This is a genomic window from Micromonospora sp. NPDC049203, assembly GCF_043197215.1.
Taxonomy (GTDB): Bacteria; Actinomycetota; Actinomycetes; order Mycobacteriales; family Micromonosporaceae; genus Micromonospora.
The window spans coordinates 159,350-175,302 of sequence record NZ_JBICSV010000008.1 but is presented as its reverse complement, the minus strand read 5'-3'; the positions used below and the strand labels follow the sequence as shown (position 1 = coordinate 175,302).

General features: G+C 73.2%; 16 protein-coding genes. 8 read left to right on the top strand and 8 right to left on the bottom strand.

The genetic code is table 11. The features are described from left to right. Positions 1 to 21: 21 nt before the first annotated feature. From ACGFIA_RS22085 to ACGFIA_RS22075, 3 genes are all read right to left on the bottom strand, one after another. Positions 22 to 1,443 carry a WGR domain-containing protein gene (locus ACGFIA_RS22085; protein WP_393261753.1) on the bottom strand — a complete coding sequence of 474 codons (1,422 nt, stop codon included), beginning with the start codon at positions 1,441 to 1,443 and terminating at the stop codon, positions 22 to 24. Between the two features lie 130 nt (positions 1,444 to 1,573). Beyond that, positions 1,574 to 2,950 carry an FAD-dependent oxidoreductase gene (locus tag ACGFIA_RS22080; RefSeq protein WP_357383809.1) on the bottom strand — a complete coding sequence of 459 codons (1,377 nt, stop codon included), beginning with the start codon at positions 2,948 to 2,950 and terminating at the stop codon, positions 1,574 to 1,576. Positions 2,951 to 2,991: 41 nt separating this feature from the next. Then, the gene (locus tag ACGFIA_RS22075; protein WP_357383811.1) at positions 2,992 to 4,140 is read right to left on the bottom strand and encodes a glutamate--cysteine ligase; all 1,149 of its coding nucleotides are present in this window, start codon (positions 4,138 to 4,140) and stop codon (positions 2,992 to 2,994) included. Positions 4,141 to 4,336: 196 nt separating this feature from the next. Here ACGFIA_RS22075 and ACGFIA_RS22070 point away from each other — a divergent pair, with 196 nt between their 5' ends. From ACGFIA_RS22070 to ACGFIA_RS22055, 4 genes are all read left to right on the top strand, one after another. Beyond that, positions 4,337 to 4,621, top strand: a complete 285-nt coding sequence (locus ACGFIA_RS22070; RefSeq protein ID WP_357383813.1) for a DUF6412 domain-containing protein — start codon at positions 4,337 to 4,339, stop codon at positions 4,619 to 4,621. 134 nt (positions 4,622 to 4,755) lie between these two features. Continuing rightward, on the top strand, positions 4,756 to 5,502 hold the full coding sequence (locus ACGFIA_RS22065; RefSeq protein ID WP_393261749.1) for a YidC/Oxa1 family membrane protein insertase: 747 nt from the start codon (positions 4,756 to 4,758) through the stop codon (positions 5,500 to 5,502). 79 nt (positions 5,503 to 5,581) lie between these two features. Further along, positions 5,582 to 7,006 (top strand): carbohydrate-binding protein, encoded by a 1,425-nt coding sequence (locus ACGFIA_RS22060; protein WP_357383817.1) that lies wholly within the window; start codon positions 5,582 to 5,584, stop codon positions 7,004 to 7,006. A gap of 143 nt (positions 7,007 to 7,149) precedes the next feature. Beyond that, the gene (locus ACGFIA_RS22055) at positions 7,150 to 8,715 is read left to right on the top strand and encodes a cellulose binding domain-containing protein (RefSeq protein WP_357474615.1); all 1,566 of its coding nucleotides are present in this window, start codon (positions 7,150 to 7,152) and stop codon (positions 8,713 to 8,715) included. Positions 8,716 to 8,728: 13 nt separating this feature from the next. On the opposite strand, the gene ACGFIA_RS22050 is transcribed toward ACGFIA_RS22055, so the two are convergent. Further along, positions 8,729 to 9,391: a DedA family protein gene (locus ACGFIA_RS22050; RefSeq protein ID WP_357383822.1), complete on the bottom strand. Its 663-nt coding sequence runs from the start codon at positions 9,389 to 9,391 to the stop codon at positions 8,729 to 8,731. A 70-nt stretch (positions 9,392 to 9,461) separates the two neighbouring features. Then, positions 9,462 to 10,055 (bottom strand): DUF1349 domain-containing protein, encoded by a 594-nt coding sequence (locus ACGFIA_RS22045; protein ID WP_357383824.1) that lies wholly within the window; start codon positions 10,053 to 10,055, stop codon positions 9,462 to 9,464. 53 nt (positions 10,056 to 10,108) lie between these two features. Between ACGFIA_RS22045 and ACGFIA_RS22040 the strand changes: the two genes are divergently transcribed. After that, on the top strand, positions 10,109 to 11,761 hold the full coding sequence (locus tag ACGFIA_RS22040) for an alpha-amylase family protein (protein WP_357383826.1): 1,653 nt from the start codon (positions 10,109 to 10,111) through the stop codon (positions 11,759 to 11,761). A gap of 60 nt (positions 11,762 to 11,821) precedes the next feature. Continuing rightward, on the top strand, positions 11,822 to 12,580 hold the full coding sequence (fabG, locus tag ACGFIA_RS22035; RefSeq protein WP_357383828.1) for a 3-oxoacyl-ACP reductase FabG: 759 nt from the start codon (positions 11,822 to 11,824) through the stop codon (positions 12,578 to 12,580). A gap of 25 nt (positions 12,581 to 12,605) precedes the next feature. Here fabG and ACGFIA_RS22030 read toward each other — a convergent pair whose 3' ends face one another. Together ACGFIA_RS22030 and ACGFIA_RS22025 are read right to left on the bottom strand one after the other, a co-directional pair. After that, positions 12,606 to 13,022, bottom strand: coding sequence for a hypothetical protein (locus ACGFIA_RS22030; RefSeq protein WP_357383830.1), 417 nt, complete (start codon positions 13,020 to 13,022; stop codon positions 12,606 to 12,608). Further along, a complete protein-coding gene (locus ACGFIA_RS22025) occupies positions 13,015 to 13,425 on the bottom strand; it encodes a hypothetical protein (RefSeq protein ID WP_393261743.1) in 411 nt (136 codons plus the stop codon). Before ACGFIA_RS22025 ends, ACGFIA_RS22030 begins: the two co-directional genes overlap by 8 nt. Before the next feature lie 131 nt (positions 13,426 to 13,556). Here ACGFIA_RS22025 and ACGFIA_RS22020 point away from each other — a divergent pair, with 131 nt between their 5' ends. Both ACGFIA_RS22020 and erm read left to right on the top strand, forming a co-directional pair. Further along, entirely contained in the window at positions 13,557 to 14,453 is an 897-nt protein-coding gene (locus ACGFIA_RS22020; RefSeq protein WP_357383834.1) for a Gfo/Idh/MocA family oxidoreductase, read from the top strand. 425 nt (positions 14,454 to 14,878) lie between these two features. Continuing rightward, a complete protein-coding gene (erm, locus tag ACGFIA_RS22015) occupies positions 14,879 to 15,697 on the top strand; it encodes an ErmE/ErmH/ErmO/ErmR family 23S rRNA (adenine(2058)-N(6))-methyltransferase (protein ID WP_393261739.1) in 819 nt (272 codons plus the stop codon). Positions 15,698 to 15,701: 4 nt separating this feature from the next. Here erm and ACGFIA_RS22010 read toward each other — a convergent pair whose 3' ends face one another. Then, positions 15,702 to 15,899: a DUF2795 domain-containing protein gene (locus tag ACGFIA_RS22010; RefSeq protein WP_357383838.1), complete on the bottom strand. Its 198-nt coding sequence runs from the start codon at positions 15,897 to 15,899 to the stop codon at positions 15,702 to 15,704. Positions 15,900 to 15,953 lie beyond the last annotated feature (54 nt).

Sequence of the window (15,953 nt, the reverse complement as noted above, 5' to 3'; positions counted from 1 at the left end):
GGCCCGCCTCGCCGGTGCGCGTCAACGCAGTCGGCGGATGTCCCCGTACGCCCGGTAGAAGCCGCCACGGCCCGACTCGCGGACCTCGGTGACCAGGTAGCGCGCGCCCGGCTCACGGATGCCCTTGGGGAACTGCACCGACCAGTCCCGCCGGTAGCCGTCGGCGAGGACGTGCACGCGCAGCCGGCCGCCCTGCTCGACGCACTGCACCAGCACGCCGTCACGGTCGTCGGTGGTCACCTCGACCGAGGTCCAGGCGGCCGTCTCCGGCATCCGGGCCGGCGCCTTGACGTCGACCACGTCGGGCACGCTGCCCGCCTCGGCCGCCCGGATCGCCGCCTCGCTCGCGTCGATGCAGGCCAGGTGGCCGCTCGTGGTGACCACGTAGAGCCGGTTGTCGTGGTACTGCATCGAGTATGCCGAGCCGCAGCCGGTGCCGAGCTTCCACAACCGGTTGCCGGCCTGGTCGAAGCAGTAGATCGAGGAGGCGCTGTCGCCGGCGAACACGTACCGGCCGCCCTCGGCTGTGGCGCAGGAGAAGACCGCCGAGTCGCAGCGGTAGACCTGCTCGGCCCGGCCGTCCTTGCGCAGGCGCACCACCTCGCGGGTGCCGGTGCCGGCGAAGACCGCGTCGCGCTCCTGCCAGCCGAACAGCACCGCGCCGGTGCCGGTGTGCCACAGCTCCCGCCCGGTGCGCCAGTCGTAACCGGTGACGCCCTGCGAGTGGCCGTGGTAGAGCGCGTCGGCGTCGCAGCGGACCATCCACGCCGACCGGCCCCGCCCCGGCCGGCGCCAGAGGAACTCGTCCTCGTGGTCGATCGCCGAGATGCCGCCGTCGCGGTCGGACACGCCCAGCACGCCGTCGTGGATGTCCAGCCAGTAGATGTCGATCTCGGGCGCGATCGCGTACGCCGCGCGGGGCACCTTGCCGGACAGGTCGTAGACGTTGCCGTCGTCGCAGCCGGCGTAGACCCAGGCGTCGTCGGCGACGATGCACTTCACCCCGTCGGGCAGCCGGACCTGGTTGACCAGGCGGGCGTCGTGGTCGAGCGTGGTGATCACGCCGTGTTCGTTGCCGACCATGCAGTGCCTGTCGTCGACGAAGATGCCGAAGGCGGGGGCGCCCGAGGCGTACCGCCAGAGGACCGGGGCGGTGCGGGCGGTCGAGCGGGTGCTGACGATCTGCCGGCGCGAGACAGTGCGCTTCTGGCGTACGCCGGGCACCGCCGGGGCGTACCCCTTGCGGATCTTCTCGCCGATCTTCTTCGCCGCGGCGGCGCGGGCGCGGGAGTTGTCCGGGTAGGTGCTGGTCTTCACCTGGCCCTGGTCGCCGATCCGCCCGAAGCGCACTGTCATCGCGGTGTCGTCGACCACCACCTCGTAGAACTTGTGGGCTCCACCGTCCACTTCGGACAGTTCGAGGTAGGTCGTCTCCTGGGACATGTGGGGTTACCTCCGAGGGGAGTGCCGGACCGGCGACGCGCACACGCTAACCCCCGGCACCGACAAACCCGGGTCTCGGTGTTAAGAAGGGGCCCTTCCTCTACCGGAGGCGTTAATAGGGGGCCCTTCCTTACACGGCGGCGAGGGCGTCGACGGCCTTGCGGGCGGCGATCAGCACCGGATCCCACACCGGGGCGTACGGCGGCGCGTACCCCAGGTCGAGCGCTGTCATCTCGTCCACCGTCATGCCGTTCCACAGTGCCACCGCGAGCGCGTCGATCCGCTTGGCCGCCTCGGACCAGCCGACGATCTGCGCCCCGAGCAGCCGCCCGCTGGGCCGCTCGGCGATCAGCTTGATCGTCATCGGCCGCGCGCCCGGGTAGTAGCCGGCCCGGTTCGTCGACTGGGTGTGCACGGTGACGAACTCGAAGCCGGCCTCCCGGGCGTCCCGCTCGCGCAGCCCGGTGCGGCCCACCTCCAGCTCGCAGACCTTTGTGACGGCGGTGCCGATGACGCCGGGGAAGGTGGCGTACCCGCCGCCGATGTTGATGCCCGCCACGCGGCCCTGCTTGTTGGCGTGCGTGCCGAGCGGGATGTGCACCGGCATGCCGCTGACCCGGTGCAGGGACTCCACGCAGTCGCCCGCCGCCCAGACGCCGGGCACGCCCGGCACCCGCATCCGCCGGTCCACCCGGATCGCCCCGGAGGGACCGATCGGCAGGCCGGCGGCCTCGGCGAGCGCGGTGTTGGGGCGTACCCCGAGACCCAGCACCACGACGTCGGCCGGGATCGGCCCCTCGTCGGTGAGCACCGCGCGGATCCGGCCGTCCCGCTCCTCCAGGCCGGTGACGGTGATGCCGGTACGGACGTTGATCCCGGTGGCCCGCATCGCCTCGACCACCAGCTCGCCCATGTCCGGGTCCACAGTCGACATCGGCTGGTCGGCCTGCTCGACCAGCTGCACCGAGAGCCCGCGCTGCACGAGCGCCTCGGCCATCTCGACGCCGACGTAGCCGCCGCCGACCACCACCGCCCGCCGCGGCCGGGGCTCACGTGCGAGCCAGTCGATCAGCGCCGCGCCGTCGTCGAGCGTCTGCACGCCGAACACCCCCGACACGTCGTCGCGCGCCCAGTCCGGCTGGATCGGTGACGCGCCGGTGGCGTACACCAGGGTGTCGAAACCGGCGCGGACCTCGCCGCCGCCGTCCAGGTCCCGCGCGAGGACCTCGCGGCGGTCGAGGTCGATGGCGGTGACCTCGTGCCGGGTGCGGACCTCGATGCCGAACTCGTCGCGGAAGGTCTCCGGGTCGCGGGAGATCAACTCGTCCCGCTCCTCGACCACGCCGCTCACCCAGTAGGGGATGCCGCAGGCCGAGTAGGAGGTGAAGTGCCCCCGCTCGAACGCGACGATCTCCAGGTCGGAGCGGTCGCGGCGGCGGCGTCGCGCCTGCGACGCCGCCGACATTCCGGCGGCGTCGCCGCCGATGACGATCATGCGCTCGGCCACGTCGCCCATCCTGTCACGCCGGGCCGCGGCCGCACGGCCGCTCAGCCACGGGTCTGCCGTGCCACGTCCGCGACCACGTCGACGAGGCTGCCGGTGCGCTCGAACACCGCGCGCTGCCGCGCCGCGCCGCTGCCGTGCCGGCGCAGCCCGCCCAGCAGATCGGTGACCCGGTCCAGGTCGCCGTGCCGTTCCAGTTCCGGGCGCAGCCGGTCGACGAGCCGGTCCAGCAGTTCCCAGGCCGGGCGCAGCTCACCGTCGGTGAGGTCGACGCCCTCGCCCTCCAGCCCGTCGTGGGCGGCCCGCCAGTGCGCCGCCACCAGGAGGTGGTGGTCGGTGTTGACGGCCGGACGGCCGGCGGCGATGTCGGTGAGCGCTGTCGCGACGAGCGCGCGGACCAGCGCCGCCACCAGCACCGCGTCGTCCACCGACGGGCAGACGTCGCCGATGCGGATCTCCACGGTGGGGTACTTGGCGGAGAGCCGGGCGTACCAGTAGAGCATTCCCTCGTCCAGCATCACGCCGCTGGCGATGAGCTGCCGGATCAGCCGCTCGTAGTGCTCGTGCGACTCCAGGTACGGGGTGGGCGCGACCGACGGCCAGCGTTCCCACTCCACCGAGCGCCAGCTCGCGTACCCGGTGTCCTCGCCCCGGGAGAACGGGGAGTTCGCGGTGGCCGCGTGCAGGATCGGCAGCCACGGCCGGACGTGGTTGAGCACCTGCACGCCGGTGTCCGGGTCGGGAATGCCGACGTGGATGTGCATGCCGTTGTTGCCGGGGCCGGGCACCAGCAGCCGGAACCGCTCGATCATCCGGTCGAAGCGCGGCTTGTCCACCACCGGCGGCACCGGCCCGTCGACCGGCCCGGTGCCGATCGCCAGCAGCCGTACGCCGGCCCGCTCGGCCGCGTCGGCCAGCTCGGCGCGCAGCATCGACAGCGAGTGCCGGATCGAGGACAGGTCCAGCCCGGGCGGGCTGCCGATCTCGATCTGGCTGGTCTGGAACTCGCGTTCCACCTGGCCCCGCAGCTCGGCCGGCACCTGCTCCATCACCAGGTCCACGGCGGGTACGGCGGTCCCGGTGTGCGGGTCGGCGAGCAGGAACTCCTCCTCGACGCCGACTGTCAGCAGGTCGGTTCCGCCCGCTGCGGCGCTCCGCTCCCGCTCCGCCACTGAGCCACTCATCGTCACCACCGTCTTCCTCGGGACCGCTTGCGGCACCGTGCCGCGTGGTCGATGGCCTGTTACCCACCGTGTCCGGGCCCGGAAACGCGCCCGGCGGCGTGTCGGCGCCGGTTCGCCCGTTCGGGGTCGTGGGGGTCCGCCCGGCGGCGCGGCGGCGTGGACGCACGGGGCCGCGGGGCGTGACACGGCGGGCTACTGTCACCGTGTGGCGGGGATCCTGGCGGTGCTGACGGGGGCGTGGGCCTACGCCCTCGCGCTGGTCGCCGACCGGCCGGCCGGGCTGCTCGCCGGTGCGGCGGTCGTCGCCGCGCTGCTGCTGGCGACCCTGCTCGCGCTGCGGGTTCGCGCGCTGCCCACGCCGCCCGGCACCCGGTTCGCCGCCGCCCTGCGTGCCCGCGCCCGCCGTCGGGGCGTGCCCCGGCAGGTCGACCCGGACGCGCCGGGGCGTCCGCGTCCCCGCGCGCCCGGCCTGCGCCCCTCGGCCGCGTAGCCACCTTCCGGCCCGCGTCGGCGGGCCGCCGATTCCTCCACCCCGGCTTTCGCGGCCGATTCCGTCGTCATCAGTCCCGCCGCGCGGCATGCCGCCGCCCGGGACACCCGGAATCGCCATCGAGGGGTCCGCCCATGCTCGCCTTCGCACCGTTGCACTCCGCGGCCTCGGCCGCGGCCACAGTCGTCACCTGGCTCGCCGACGTGCTCGCCCCGCTCGCCGGCGGCGCCGCGACGGCCGCCGCCATCGTCCTGTTCACCGTCGCCGTCCGGCTGCTGATCTCCCCGCTGACAGTGGCGCAGGTCCGCGGGGAGCGGCGCCGCACCGCGCTCGCCCCCGAGGTACGGGAACTCCAGCGCCGGTACGCCGACGATCCGGCCCGCTTCCAGAGCGAGCTGTTCGCGCTCTACCGCAACGCCGGGGCCAGCCCGGTCGCCGGCTGCCTGCCGGCGCTGTTGCAGGCACCGTTCTTCCTTGTCATGTACCGCCTGTTCGCCACCGGTGACGGCGCACCGGAGCTGCTGGGGGAGCGGCTCGCCGGCGTACCGCTGGGGTGGCACCTCGGCGACGGGCTGGCCGGTCCGGTGCCGCTGGTGTTCGGGGTGCTGCTGGCCGCGCTGCTGGCGCTGGCCTGGTGGTCCTCGCGGCGGATGCGCCGGGCGGCGGCGGCCACCGGCACCGTGGCCGGTACGCCGGCCGAGGGGCCGGGCGCGGCGGTGCTCGGGCGGCTGCTCCCGCTGCTGCCGTACGGCACGGTGCTGGTGGCGCTCGTGGTGCCGCTGGCGGCCGTGCTCTATCTGGTCACCACCACGGCGTGGACCGCGCTGGAGCAGGTGGTGCTGCGCCGGCCGCAGCCGGCGGAGTCCATCGACAAGCGTTGACAAGTGCGGGGACGGGCGCGTAGAAATCGCTCTCAGAGAGCGCTCTCCCGGACCCGTCCCCCGCAGAGAGGCACCCCGAATGAACCCGATCCCGGCGGCTCCGGCCGCCTCCGCCACCGTGCCCCGACCACGCCGCCGGCTCGCCCTGGGCGCCGGCGTCCTCGCGCTCACCACAGCACTCGCCGGCGTCTCGATGACCGCCCAGGCCGCGGTGCCCCCGACACCGTCCGGGTGGAACCTCGTGTGGAGCGACGACTTCACCGGCCCGTCCGGCACGCTGCCCTCGTCCGCCAACTGGATCATCGACACCGGCACCAGCTACCCCGGCGGCCCGGCCAACTGGGGCACCGGCGAGATCCAGACCTACACGTCCAGCACTGCCAACCTGGCCCAGGACGGCTCGGGCAACCTGCGCATCACGCCGCTGCGGGACTCGGCCGGCCGCTGGACCTCCGCCCGGATCGAGACGGTACGGGCGAACTTCAAGCCGCCGTCGGGCGGCGTGCTGGCCCTGGAGGGCCGGATCCAGATGCCGAACGTCACCGGTGCGGCGGCGTCCGGGTACTGGCCGGCGTTCTGGGCGCTCGGCTCGCCGTACCGGGGCAACTACCAGAACTGGCCGGGCATCGGCGAGTTCGACGTGATGGAGAACGTCAACGGGATCAACTCGGTCTGGGGCGTGCTGCACTGCGGCGTCGCGCCGGGCGGCCCGTGCGGGGAGTTCAACGGCATCGGTGCGTCCCGGGCCTGCCCGGGCAGCACCTGCCAGTCGGCGTTCCACACCTACCGGTTCGAGTGGGACGCCTCGACCAGTCCGCAGCAACTGCGCTGGTACGTCGACGGCCAGCTCTTCCACACCGTCGGGCAGAACCAGATCGGTGAGCCGTACTGGAGTCAGATGACCGGCCACGCCGGCTACTTCCTGCTGCTCAACGTGGCGATGGGCGGCGGCTTCCCGGACGGCGTGGCCGGCTCGGCGACGCCCACCGCGTCCACCGTGCCGGGCCGGTCGATGCTGGTCGACTACGTGGCCGTCTACACCCGGGGTGGCGGGAGCAACCCGTCGCCGACGCCGACCACGCCGCCGCCGGGCGGGGTGCGCGACGCCTACTCGACGATCCAGGCCGAGTCGTTCAACGCGCAGAACGGCGTGCAGGTGGAGACGTGCGCCGAGGGCGGGCAGGACATCGGCTGGCTCGCCAACGGCGACTGGGCCCGCTACGACAACGTCGACTTCGGCTCGACGCCGCCGCGCGACTTCGTGGCCCGGGTCGCCTCCGGCGCGGCGTCCGGGGTGAGCGGGCTGGTGGAGGTCCGGGTGGACAGCCCGACCGCGCCGCCGATCGGGAGCTTCGCAGTCGGCAACACGGGCGGCTGGCAGACCTGGCGCTCGGTGCCGGGCAACGTCGGCGCGGTGACCGGGCGGCACACCGTCTACCTGACGTTCAGCAGCGGGCAGCCGTCCGACTTCGTCAACGTCAACTGGTTCACCTTCCGTCGCTGAGCGCGGCGAGGCGCGGCCCGGGCACATCCTCCGGGCCGCGCCCGAACCGGTGCTGGACAGAAACAGTTAACACTCCTAATAATAGGCGCACGTCGACGGTTGTGAATCCCTCTCCATCCCCCGCCCGTCCCCTGGAGGACGCCGTGAGACTCCGCCCCCGCCTGGCGACACTCGCCGCCGCGCTGACCACCGCCGTGGTCGCCGGTGCCCTGCTCGCCGCGCCGCCCGCCTCCGCCGCCACCGCGGCCTTCGTCCGCACCTCCAGCTGGAGCAGCGGGTACGAGGCCCGGTTCACCGTCACGAACGACAGCTCCGCCGCGATCTCCTCGTGGAACGTCCAGTTCGACCTGCCGTCCGGCAGCACGCTCGGCTCGTTCTGGGACGCCCGGCTGACCACCTCCGGCCAGCACGTCACCGCCGTCAACCAGTCCTGGAACGGCGCGCTCGCCCCGGGCGCCAGCACCAGCTTCGGCTTCGTCGTCAGCGGGACCGGCGACCCGGTGAACTGCACGGTCAACGGCGCCTCCTGCACCGGCGGCGGCAACCCCGGCAACCCGGGCGCCCCCGCCACCCCCGGCGGGCTGCGGGTCACCGGCACCACCGCGTCCGCCGTCTCGCTGGCCTGGAACGCGGTCTCCGGCACCGTCACCGGCTACCGGGTGTACGAGGGCGGCACTGTCAAGGCCACCGTCACCGGCACCTCGGCCACCGTCTCCGGGCTGGCCGCGTGCAGCGGGCACAGCTACACGGTGGCCGCGTACAACGGCAGCGGCGAGTCGGCTAAGTCGACGGCGGTCGCGGCCACCACCAGCGGCTGCACCGGTGGCGGCGGTGGCGCGATGGCCGCCGCGCCCTACCTCTACCCGGGCTGGGGCGACCCGCCCGCGCCCGCCACGGTGATGGGCGCTACCGGGATCAAGTGGTTCACCATCGCGTTCGTGCTCTCCGGCGGCGGCTGCACCCCGGCCTGGGACGGCAACGGCCCGCTGACCGGCGGCACGCACGCCGCCACCATCGCCGCGATCAAGGCGGCCGGCGGCGACGTCATCCCGTCCTTCGGCGGCTGGAGCGGCAACAAGCTCGGCCCGAACTGCTCGTCCGCCGCCGCCCTCGCGGGCGCGTACCAGCAGGTCATCAACGCGTACGGGCTGAAGGCCATCGACATCGACATCGAGAACAGCGACGAGTTCGAGAACGAGGTGGTGCAGGACCGCATCCTGGACGCCCTCAAGATCGTCAAGCAGAACAACCCGGGGATCAAGACCATCATCACGTTCGGCACCTCGACCACCGGGCCGTCGTACTACGGCACCCGGCTGATCAACCAGGCCGCCGCGAAGGGCGCCGGGATCGACGTGTTCACGATCATGCCGTTCGACTTCGGCGGCGGCGCGAACATGTACCAGAACACCGTGAACGCGGCCGAGGGCCTGAAGACCGCACTGAAGAACGCGTTCGGCTGGTCCGACGCCACCGCGTACGCCCACATGGGCCTGTCCGGCATGAACGGCCTCTCCGACCAGCAGGAGCTGACCTCGCCGGCCACCTGGACGCAGATCCGCGACTGGGCCAAGGCGCGCGGCCTGGCCCGGTTCACGTTCTGGTCGGTCAACCGGGACCGGCCCTGCCCGGGCGGCGGCGTGGTCGCCAACTGCTCCGGCATCGCGCAGAACACCTGGGAGTTCACCGGCATCACCGCGGGGTTCTGAGCCCGCGCGACGGTCAGCGCCCGGCGGTCACCGACTGCCGGGCGCGCCGCCGGCGCACCTTCTTCACCGCCCAGCTCACGATCATGAAACCGAAGACCGCGAAGATCGCGTAGTTGAACCACTGGCTGTACTTGTCGACGTCCTCCCACCGCGTTCCGAGGGTGAACCCGGCGCCGACGATCAGGGCGTTCCACACCCCGCTGCCGAGCGTGGTGAGCAGGATGAACTCGCCCAGCGGCATCCGGTTGGCGCCCGCCGGGATGGAGACCAGGCTGCGCACCACAGGCACCACCCGGCCGATCAGCACCGCCCACCGGCCGTGCCGCTCGAACCAGCGGTCCGCCTTTTCCAGGTCCTCCAGGTCGACCAGCGGGATGTGGTCCAGCCAGCGCTTGAGCCGGTCCTCGCCGAGCGCCGCGCCGAGCCAGTAGAGCACCAGCGCGCCGATCAGTGAGCCGACTGTCGCGGCGACCACGATGAACACCACGTTGAACCGGCCCTCGGCGGACAGGTAGCCGGCCATCGCCAGCACGATCTCGCTCGGGATCGGCGGGATGATGCTCTCCAGCGCCACCAGAAGCGCCACGCCGACCGCGCCGAACGAGTCGATCACGCTCGCCACCCAGCCGGTCAGCCCGGTGAACTGGTTCGGGTCGACGTCCTGGGCCAGGGCCATGGCGGTCCTTCCACGTGAGAGCCGGAGATCCGGAAGTGTTACCCGGACCGGCCGGTGTCACACCTGTGACTCAGCCCTCCGGGTGCAGCGCGGCGTCCGCCGGACCCCGCCGCCAGCCGGTGAAGCGGACCAGCAGACCACCCCGGCTGGGCGAGCAGCAGTACGGCCCGGCCGACGCCTCCGCCGCCGGATCGAGCGGGGCGACGCGGACCAGCCGCCACGGCTCGTCCGCGCAGCGGGCCCGGACTGTCAGCGCGTCGCCGGCCCGGCTCACCCGGACCGTCACCTCCCGGCCCGACCACTGCGGCACCGGCGCCACCGACCAGTCGGAGAACTCGTCGGTGACCACGGCGCCCACCTGCGGAGCGCCGTCGCTCACCTCGACGCCGGCCTTGGTCCACCGCCGCTCGTCCACCCGCACCAGCACGCCGGCCTGGTCGAACTGGGCCGCGTAGTCGAGCAGGAACGACACCTCCACGGCGGTGTCCACGCCGAACGGCGCGAGCAGCGCCGAACCGTCGTCGTGCACGAAGCCGTAGCTGGTGCGCCGCCAGAAGTCGCTACCGCCACGCGGCTCGACCAGCAGGCCGCCGTCGACCGGCTCGGCCCGCTCGGGCGGGTTCAGCCAGGTGCCGGCGGACCAGTCGTACGCCTCCTCGCTCATCCCGGCACCGTACCGGGTTTGCCGTCGCGCGCGTTCGGAGAAGTAGTCCCCGCATGGGTGACAGGTGGTATCAGGAGGCGGTCGTCTACTGCCTCGACGTCGACACGTACGCGGACTCCGACGGCGACGGGGTGGGTGACTTCCAGGGGCTGATCGGGCGCCTGGACTACCTGGCCCGGCTCGGGGTGACCTGCCTCTGGCTGAACCCGATCCATCCCTCGCCCAACGAGGACGACGGGTACGACGCGACCGACTTCTACAACGTCGACCCGCGCCTCGGCACGCTCGGCGACTTCGCCGAACTGCTGCACCAGGCGAGCAACAGGGGCATCCGGGTGATCATCGACCTGGTGGTCAACCACACCTCGGACCAGCACCCGTGGTTCCAGTCCGCCCGCTCCTCGCCGGACTCGCCGTACCGGGACTGGTACGTCTGGGCCGACCACGAGCCGGCCGACCGCCACCAGGGCATGGTGTTCCCGGGCGAGCAGCACGAGACGTGGACCTACGACCGGACCGCCAAGGCGTGGTACTACCACCGCTTCTACAAGTTCCAGCCGGACCTGAACATCGAGAACCCGAAGGTCCGGGCGGAGATCAAGAAGATCACCTCGTTCTGGCTCCAGCTCGGCGTCTCCGGCTTCCGGATGGACGCGGTGCCGTTCATCATCGAGCGCACCGAGCCGGGCAACCCGAACTCACCGAAGGACTTCGACTTCCTCACCGACCTGCGCCAGCACGTGCAGTGGCGGCGCGGCGACGCGGTCCTGCTGGCCGAGGCGAACGTCGAGCCGGACGAGCTGCCCGTCTACTTCGGCGACGGCAGCGGCTCGGGCAACCGGATCCACATGCTCTTCGACTTCATGCTCAACGGACGGCTGATGCTCGCGCTGGCCCGGGAGGACCCGGAGGTGATCATCGAGGCGTTGCGCGACACCCCGAAGCTGCCCACCGGCGGCCAGTGGGCCACGTTCCTGCGCAACCACGACGAGATCGACCTGTCCCGGCTCACCGCCGACCAGCGCAACGACGTGCTGGCGAAGTTCGGGCCGGACGAGAACATGCAGCTCTACGGCCGGGGCATCCGGCGGCGGCTGGCGCCCATGCTCGGCAACGACCGCCGGCACATGGAGCTGGCGTACTCGCTGCAGTTCTCGCTGCGCGGCACGCCGGTGCTGCGCTACGGCGAGGAGATCGGCATGGGGGAGGACCTGTCGCTGGACGGGCGCGACGCGATCCGTACGCCGATGCAGTGGTCCTACGCCGACAACGCGGGCTTCTCCACCGCCGAGCCGGAGAAGCTGGTCCGCCCGGTCATCGACAAGGGCGAGTACGGCTACCAGAACGTCAACGTCACCGCCCAGCGCAAGGACCCGCGGTCCCTGCTCGGCTGGTTCGAGCGGATGATCCGGACGCTGCGGGAGGCGCCGGAGACCGGGTCCGGCAGCACCACCCACATCGACGTGCCGATGCCGCCGGGCGTGCTCGCGCACCGCGCCGACGGGCGTACCGGGACCATGGTCTTCCTGCACAACCTCGGCACCGAGGACGTCGAGGTGGACCTGAGCACGCTGGCGCCGGAGGCGGACCTGCCGATCGACGTGCTCAGCGACCGCAACTACGAGGACGTGGGCAAGCTCGACCGGCTCAAGCTCGCCGGCTACGGCTACCGGTGGATCCGGCTCTGCCGGGACCACGAGCGGTAGGCGCGGCGTACCGGCGGGTTAAGCTCCTTCGATCGAGCCACAAGTTACCGGGAGGTAAGCATGTCGGAGGAGCCCCGCGTCGCCATCGTCACCGGAGCCGCGCGCGGCATCGGCGCGGCGACCGCCCGCCGGCTGGCGGCCGACGGCATGGCCGTCGCCGTTGTCGACATCGACGAGTCCGCCACCAAGGAGACGGTGGACGCCATCGGCTCGGCCGGCGGCCGGGCGCTCGGCGTCGGCGCCGACGTGTCCGACCGGGCCCAGGTCGAGGCCGCCGTGGAACGGATCGCCGCCGAACTCGGCGCGCCGACGGTGCTCGTCAACAACGCCGGCGTGCTGCGCGACAACCTGCTGTTCAAGATGGCCGACGCCGACTGGGACACGGTCATGGGTGTGCACCTGCGCGGGGCGTTCCTGTTCAGCCAGGCCGCGCAGAAGCACATGGTCGAGGCGAAGTGGGGCCGGATCGTCAACCTGTCCAGCACGTCCGCGCTCGGCAACCGGGGGCAGGCGAACTACTCGGCCGCCAAGGCCGGTCTCCAGGGCTTCACCAAGACGCTGGCGATCGAGCTGGGCCCGTTCGGGGTGACTGTCAACGCGGTCGCGCCCGGCTTCATCGTCACCGACATGACCGCCGCCACCGCGGCGCGGATGAAGGTCGACTTCGACGACCTCCAGAAGCACGCCGCCGCCGAGATCCCGGTACGCCGTCCCGGCCGCCCGGAGGACGTCGCGCACACCATCTCGTTCCTGGCCAGCGAGGGCGCGTCGTTCGTCTCCGGTCAGGTCATCTACGTCGCCGGCGGCCCGAAGGACTGACCGGCCCGACCCGGCGCGGGCCCGCTCAGGCGGGGTCGCGCCGGGTGCGCCACAGCCAGAACAGGCCGAGCACCGGCAGCACCAGCGGCACGTACCCGTAGCCGCTGCCGAAGTCGGACCAGACCGTCTCGTCCGGGAACAACTCCTTGTCGGCGATGCTCAGCACGCCCACCCCGAGCACCCCGACCAGCTCGACGGTGCAGCAGGCGAGCGCGACCCGGCGGCCGGTGTGCCCGGCCCGGGCCAGCCCGACCGCCGCCACGATGTAGATCAGCGCGGCGAGCGCGGAGAGCAGGTACGCCACCGGCGCCTCGTCGAACTTCGTGGCGATCTGCAACCCGGCCCGCGAGGTGGCGGCGATGGCGAAGACGATGTAGACGGCGATCAGCAGCCGCCCCGGGCCGCGGTTGGTGACGGGTTGCTCGGTCGTGGTCTCAGCCACCGAGGACCTCCCAGGTCTGCTGGAGCCGTACCGCCACCACCGGCGTGACCAGGCAGATCGCGCAGACGATGCCCGAGCCCCAGCGGGTCGGCTCCATCCGGGCCAGCACCCAGGCCAGCGGCGGCAGGCAGACGAGCGTCGCCAGGTAGCCGAAGAACGCGCCCGGCTCGCCCGGCCGCTCGCCGCCGCCGAGCGCGACGAGAGCCGTCACGGTGAGCGCGAGCAGCGCCACCTCCAGCACGGCCAGGCCGACGAACTGGATCCGGTCCGGCGGGCGGTGGCGGACAGCCGCCACCAGGGCCCAGACGGCGAGCGCCAGCGAGATCACGATCGCGACAGTGGCGAGTGGCCCGTCCACCGGGGAGGAGGCCGCCGCGCTGGTCGTCGACACGGTGTCGTTCACCGGCACAGCCTACTAATGCGTGTAGTAGCGGCTGGCCCGCCGGGTCGGGGCGCGCCGGGCGGGTCCGGGGACTAGCGTGGATCACGGTCCCGGCGTACGCCGGTGGCGGACGTCGGCGGCAGGGGGTCGGGGTGCGGTTCGGGTTGTTCGGCACGGGTTACTGGGCGGCGGAGACGCATGCCGCGGCCATCGAGGCGCACCCGCGGGCCCGGCTCGCCGGTGTCTGGGGGCGGAACCCGGCGAAGGCGGAGGAGCTGGCCACCCGGCACGGCGTACCCGCCTTCACCGACGTCGACGCGCTCATCGACGCCTGCGACGCGATCGCCGTGGCGCTCCCGCCGGACGTGCAGGCCGACATCGCCGTGCGGGCCGCCACCGCCGGGCGGCACCTGCTGCTGGACAAGCCGCTGGCGCTCGACCTCGCCGACGCCGACCGGGTGGTCGACGCGGCACAGGCGTCCGGGGTGGCCTCGGTGGTCTTCTTCACCCAGCGCTTCCACCCGAACGTCACCGGGTTCCTCGCCTCGACCGCTGCCGCGGGCGGCTGGCAGCACGCCCGCGCGACCATGTTCGCGTCGATCTTCCAGCCCGGGAACCCGTACGGCGACTCGACCTGGCGGCGGGAGCGCGGCGCGCTCTGGGACATCGGCCCGCACGCGTTGTCGCTGATCCTGCCGGTGCTCGGCCGGGTCACCCGGGTCGCCGCGATGGACGGCCCGAGCGGCCTGGTGCACCTGCTGCTCACCCACGACGGCGGCGCGACCAGCTCGCTCTCGCTGACCCTGGACGCGCCGCCGGAGGCGGTCACCCGGGACTTCGTCTTCTTCGGCGAGAACGGCACCGAAACCGTCCCGCCCGGCGACGGCAGCGCGCTCCAGGCGTTCGGGGCCGCGCTCGACCAGCTGCTGGAGGAGGTCGACGCCGGCACCCGCGACCACCGCTGCGACGTGCGGTTCGGCCGTGAGGTGGTGGCGGTGCTGGACGCCGCGCAGACCGCCCGGTCGCAGGGCCGCACAGTCGACCTGTAGAAAACCGGTCGCCGGGGACGGACCCGGTCGCTAGCGTGGCGGCATGTTCACGCATGCCCTGATCCGCGTGGCCGCCGCGCCGGCCGCGTGTGGGCTCCTCCTGGTCGCCCGTCCGCGGTTCCGGCGCCCGGCCCTGGCCGGCCGGTACGCCGCCCACGTCTGACCCCGACCGCCGGTTCCGACCCGCCCGCCGAGGGCGCCGGTCGCGCCACCTCGCCGAGGTGGCGGCTGGTCCGTCCACCATGCCACCTCGTCGAGGTGGCCGTCTCAGGCATGCGCCGCGTCCCGGCCACTCTCCAGGGTCGTCCGAGTCCCGATCCGCTCGGACCGCCCGCCCGATCCGCCCCGCGCCGCCTCGACGGCGGGGGTGACACCCGCGCAGCGGTCCGTACCCGTCGCCGTCCGGCGACAGACAGGACGAACCCGTGGCGCCCCGCCGAACCACCGCACGCGACCGGTCCCGTCGCGTACTGTCCCAGAACTTCCTCGCCGACCCGGCCGCCGTCGCGCTGATGGTCCGCTCGGTCCGGCCCGGCCCGGACGACCTGCTGCTGGAGGTCGGCGCCGGGCGCGGCCGGCTGACCCGGCCGCTCGCCGCGCGGTGCGGGCGGCTGATCGCGTACGAGGTCGACCCGGCAGTGCTGCCGGAGCTGACGGCCGCCTGTGCCCCGCTGCCGAACGTCGAGGTGCGCCCGGCCGACTTCCTGGCCGTGACCCCGCCCGCCGGGCCGTTCTCGGTGGCCGGCAACATCCCCTGGTCGCTCACCGCGGCAGTGGTGAGATGGTGCCTGGCCGCGCCCGGACTGCGTACCGCGACGTTGCTCACCCAGCTCGACTACGCCCGCAAACGCAGCGGCGACCACGGCCGGTGGAGCCGGCTCACGGTGCTGACCTGGCCCGAGTACCACTGGCGGCTGACCGGGCGGGTGCCCCGGGCCGCGTTCCGGCCGGTGCCGGGCGCCGACGGGGGCATCCTGCGGCTGGAGCGCCGGAGCACGCCACTCGTGGCGCCGGCGGCGCTGCCCGCGTACCGGCGGATGGTGGAGCTGGGCTTCGGCGGAGTCGGCGGCTCGCTCGCGGCCTCGCTGCGCGCGGCCCGTCCCCGGCGGCATGTCGACGGCGCGTTGCGGGCCGCGCGGATCGCGCCGGACACCCCGGTGGGCCTGGTCTGGCCGGAACAGTGGCTGGTGCTGTTCCGGCTGCTGCACGCGCGGACGGGCCCTCACCCCACGCCTCCGGCATAGAAGCTCAGGCGTCGGCCAGCACGACCAGCGCCTCGCCCAGTTCGGCGGGGGAGTGGAACTCCTCGGCCGGCAGGGACCGCAGCGCCTGGAGCGCCTCGGTGTCGGCGCCGTTCTCCTGACCCCAGCGGACCAGGTCCTCCCGGGAGACCGGATAGTCCAGGCCGGCCAGGAACTCCCGCAACTGCGCACCGGTGACGGTCATGCCGCCCGGCTACCCGCTGGGCCCGGCGGCATGCCCGCCGCCGGGTCCGGGCCG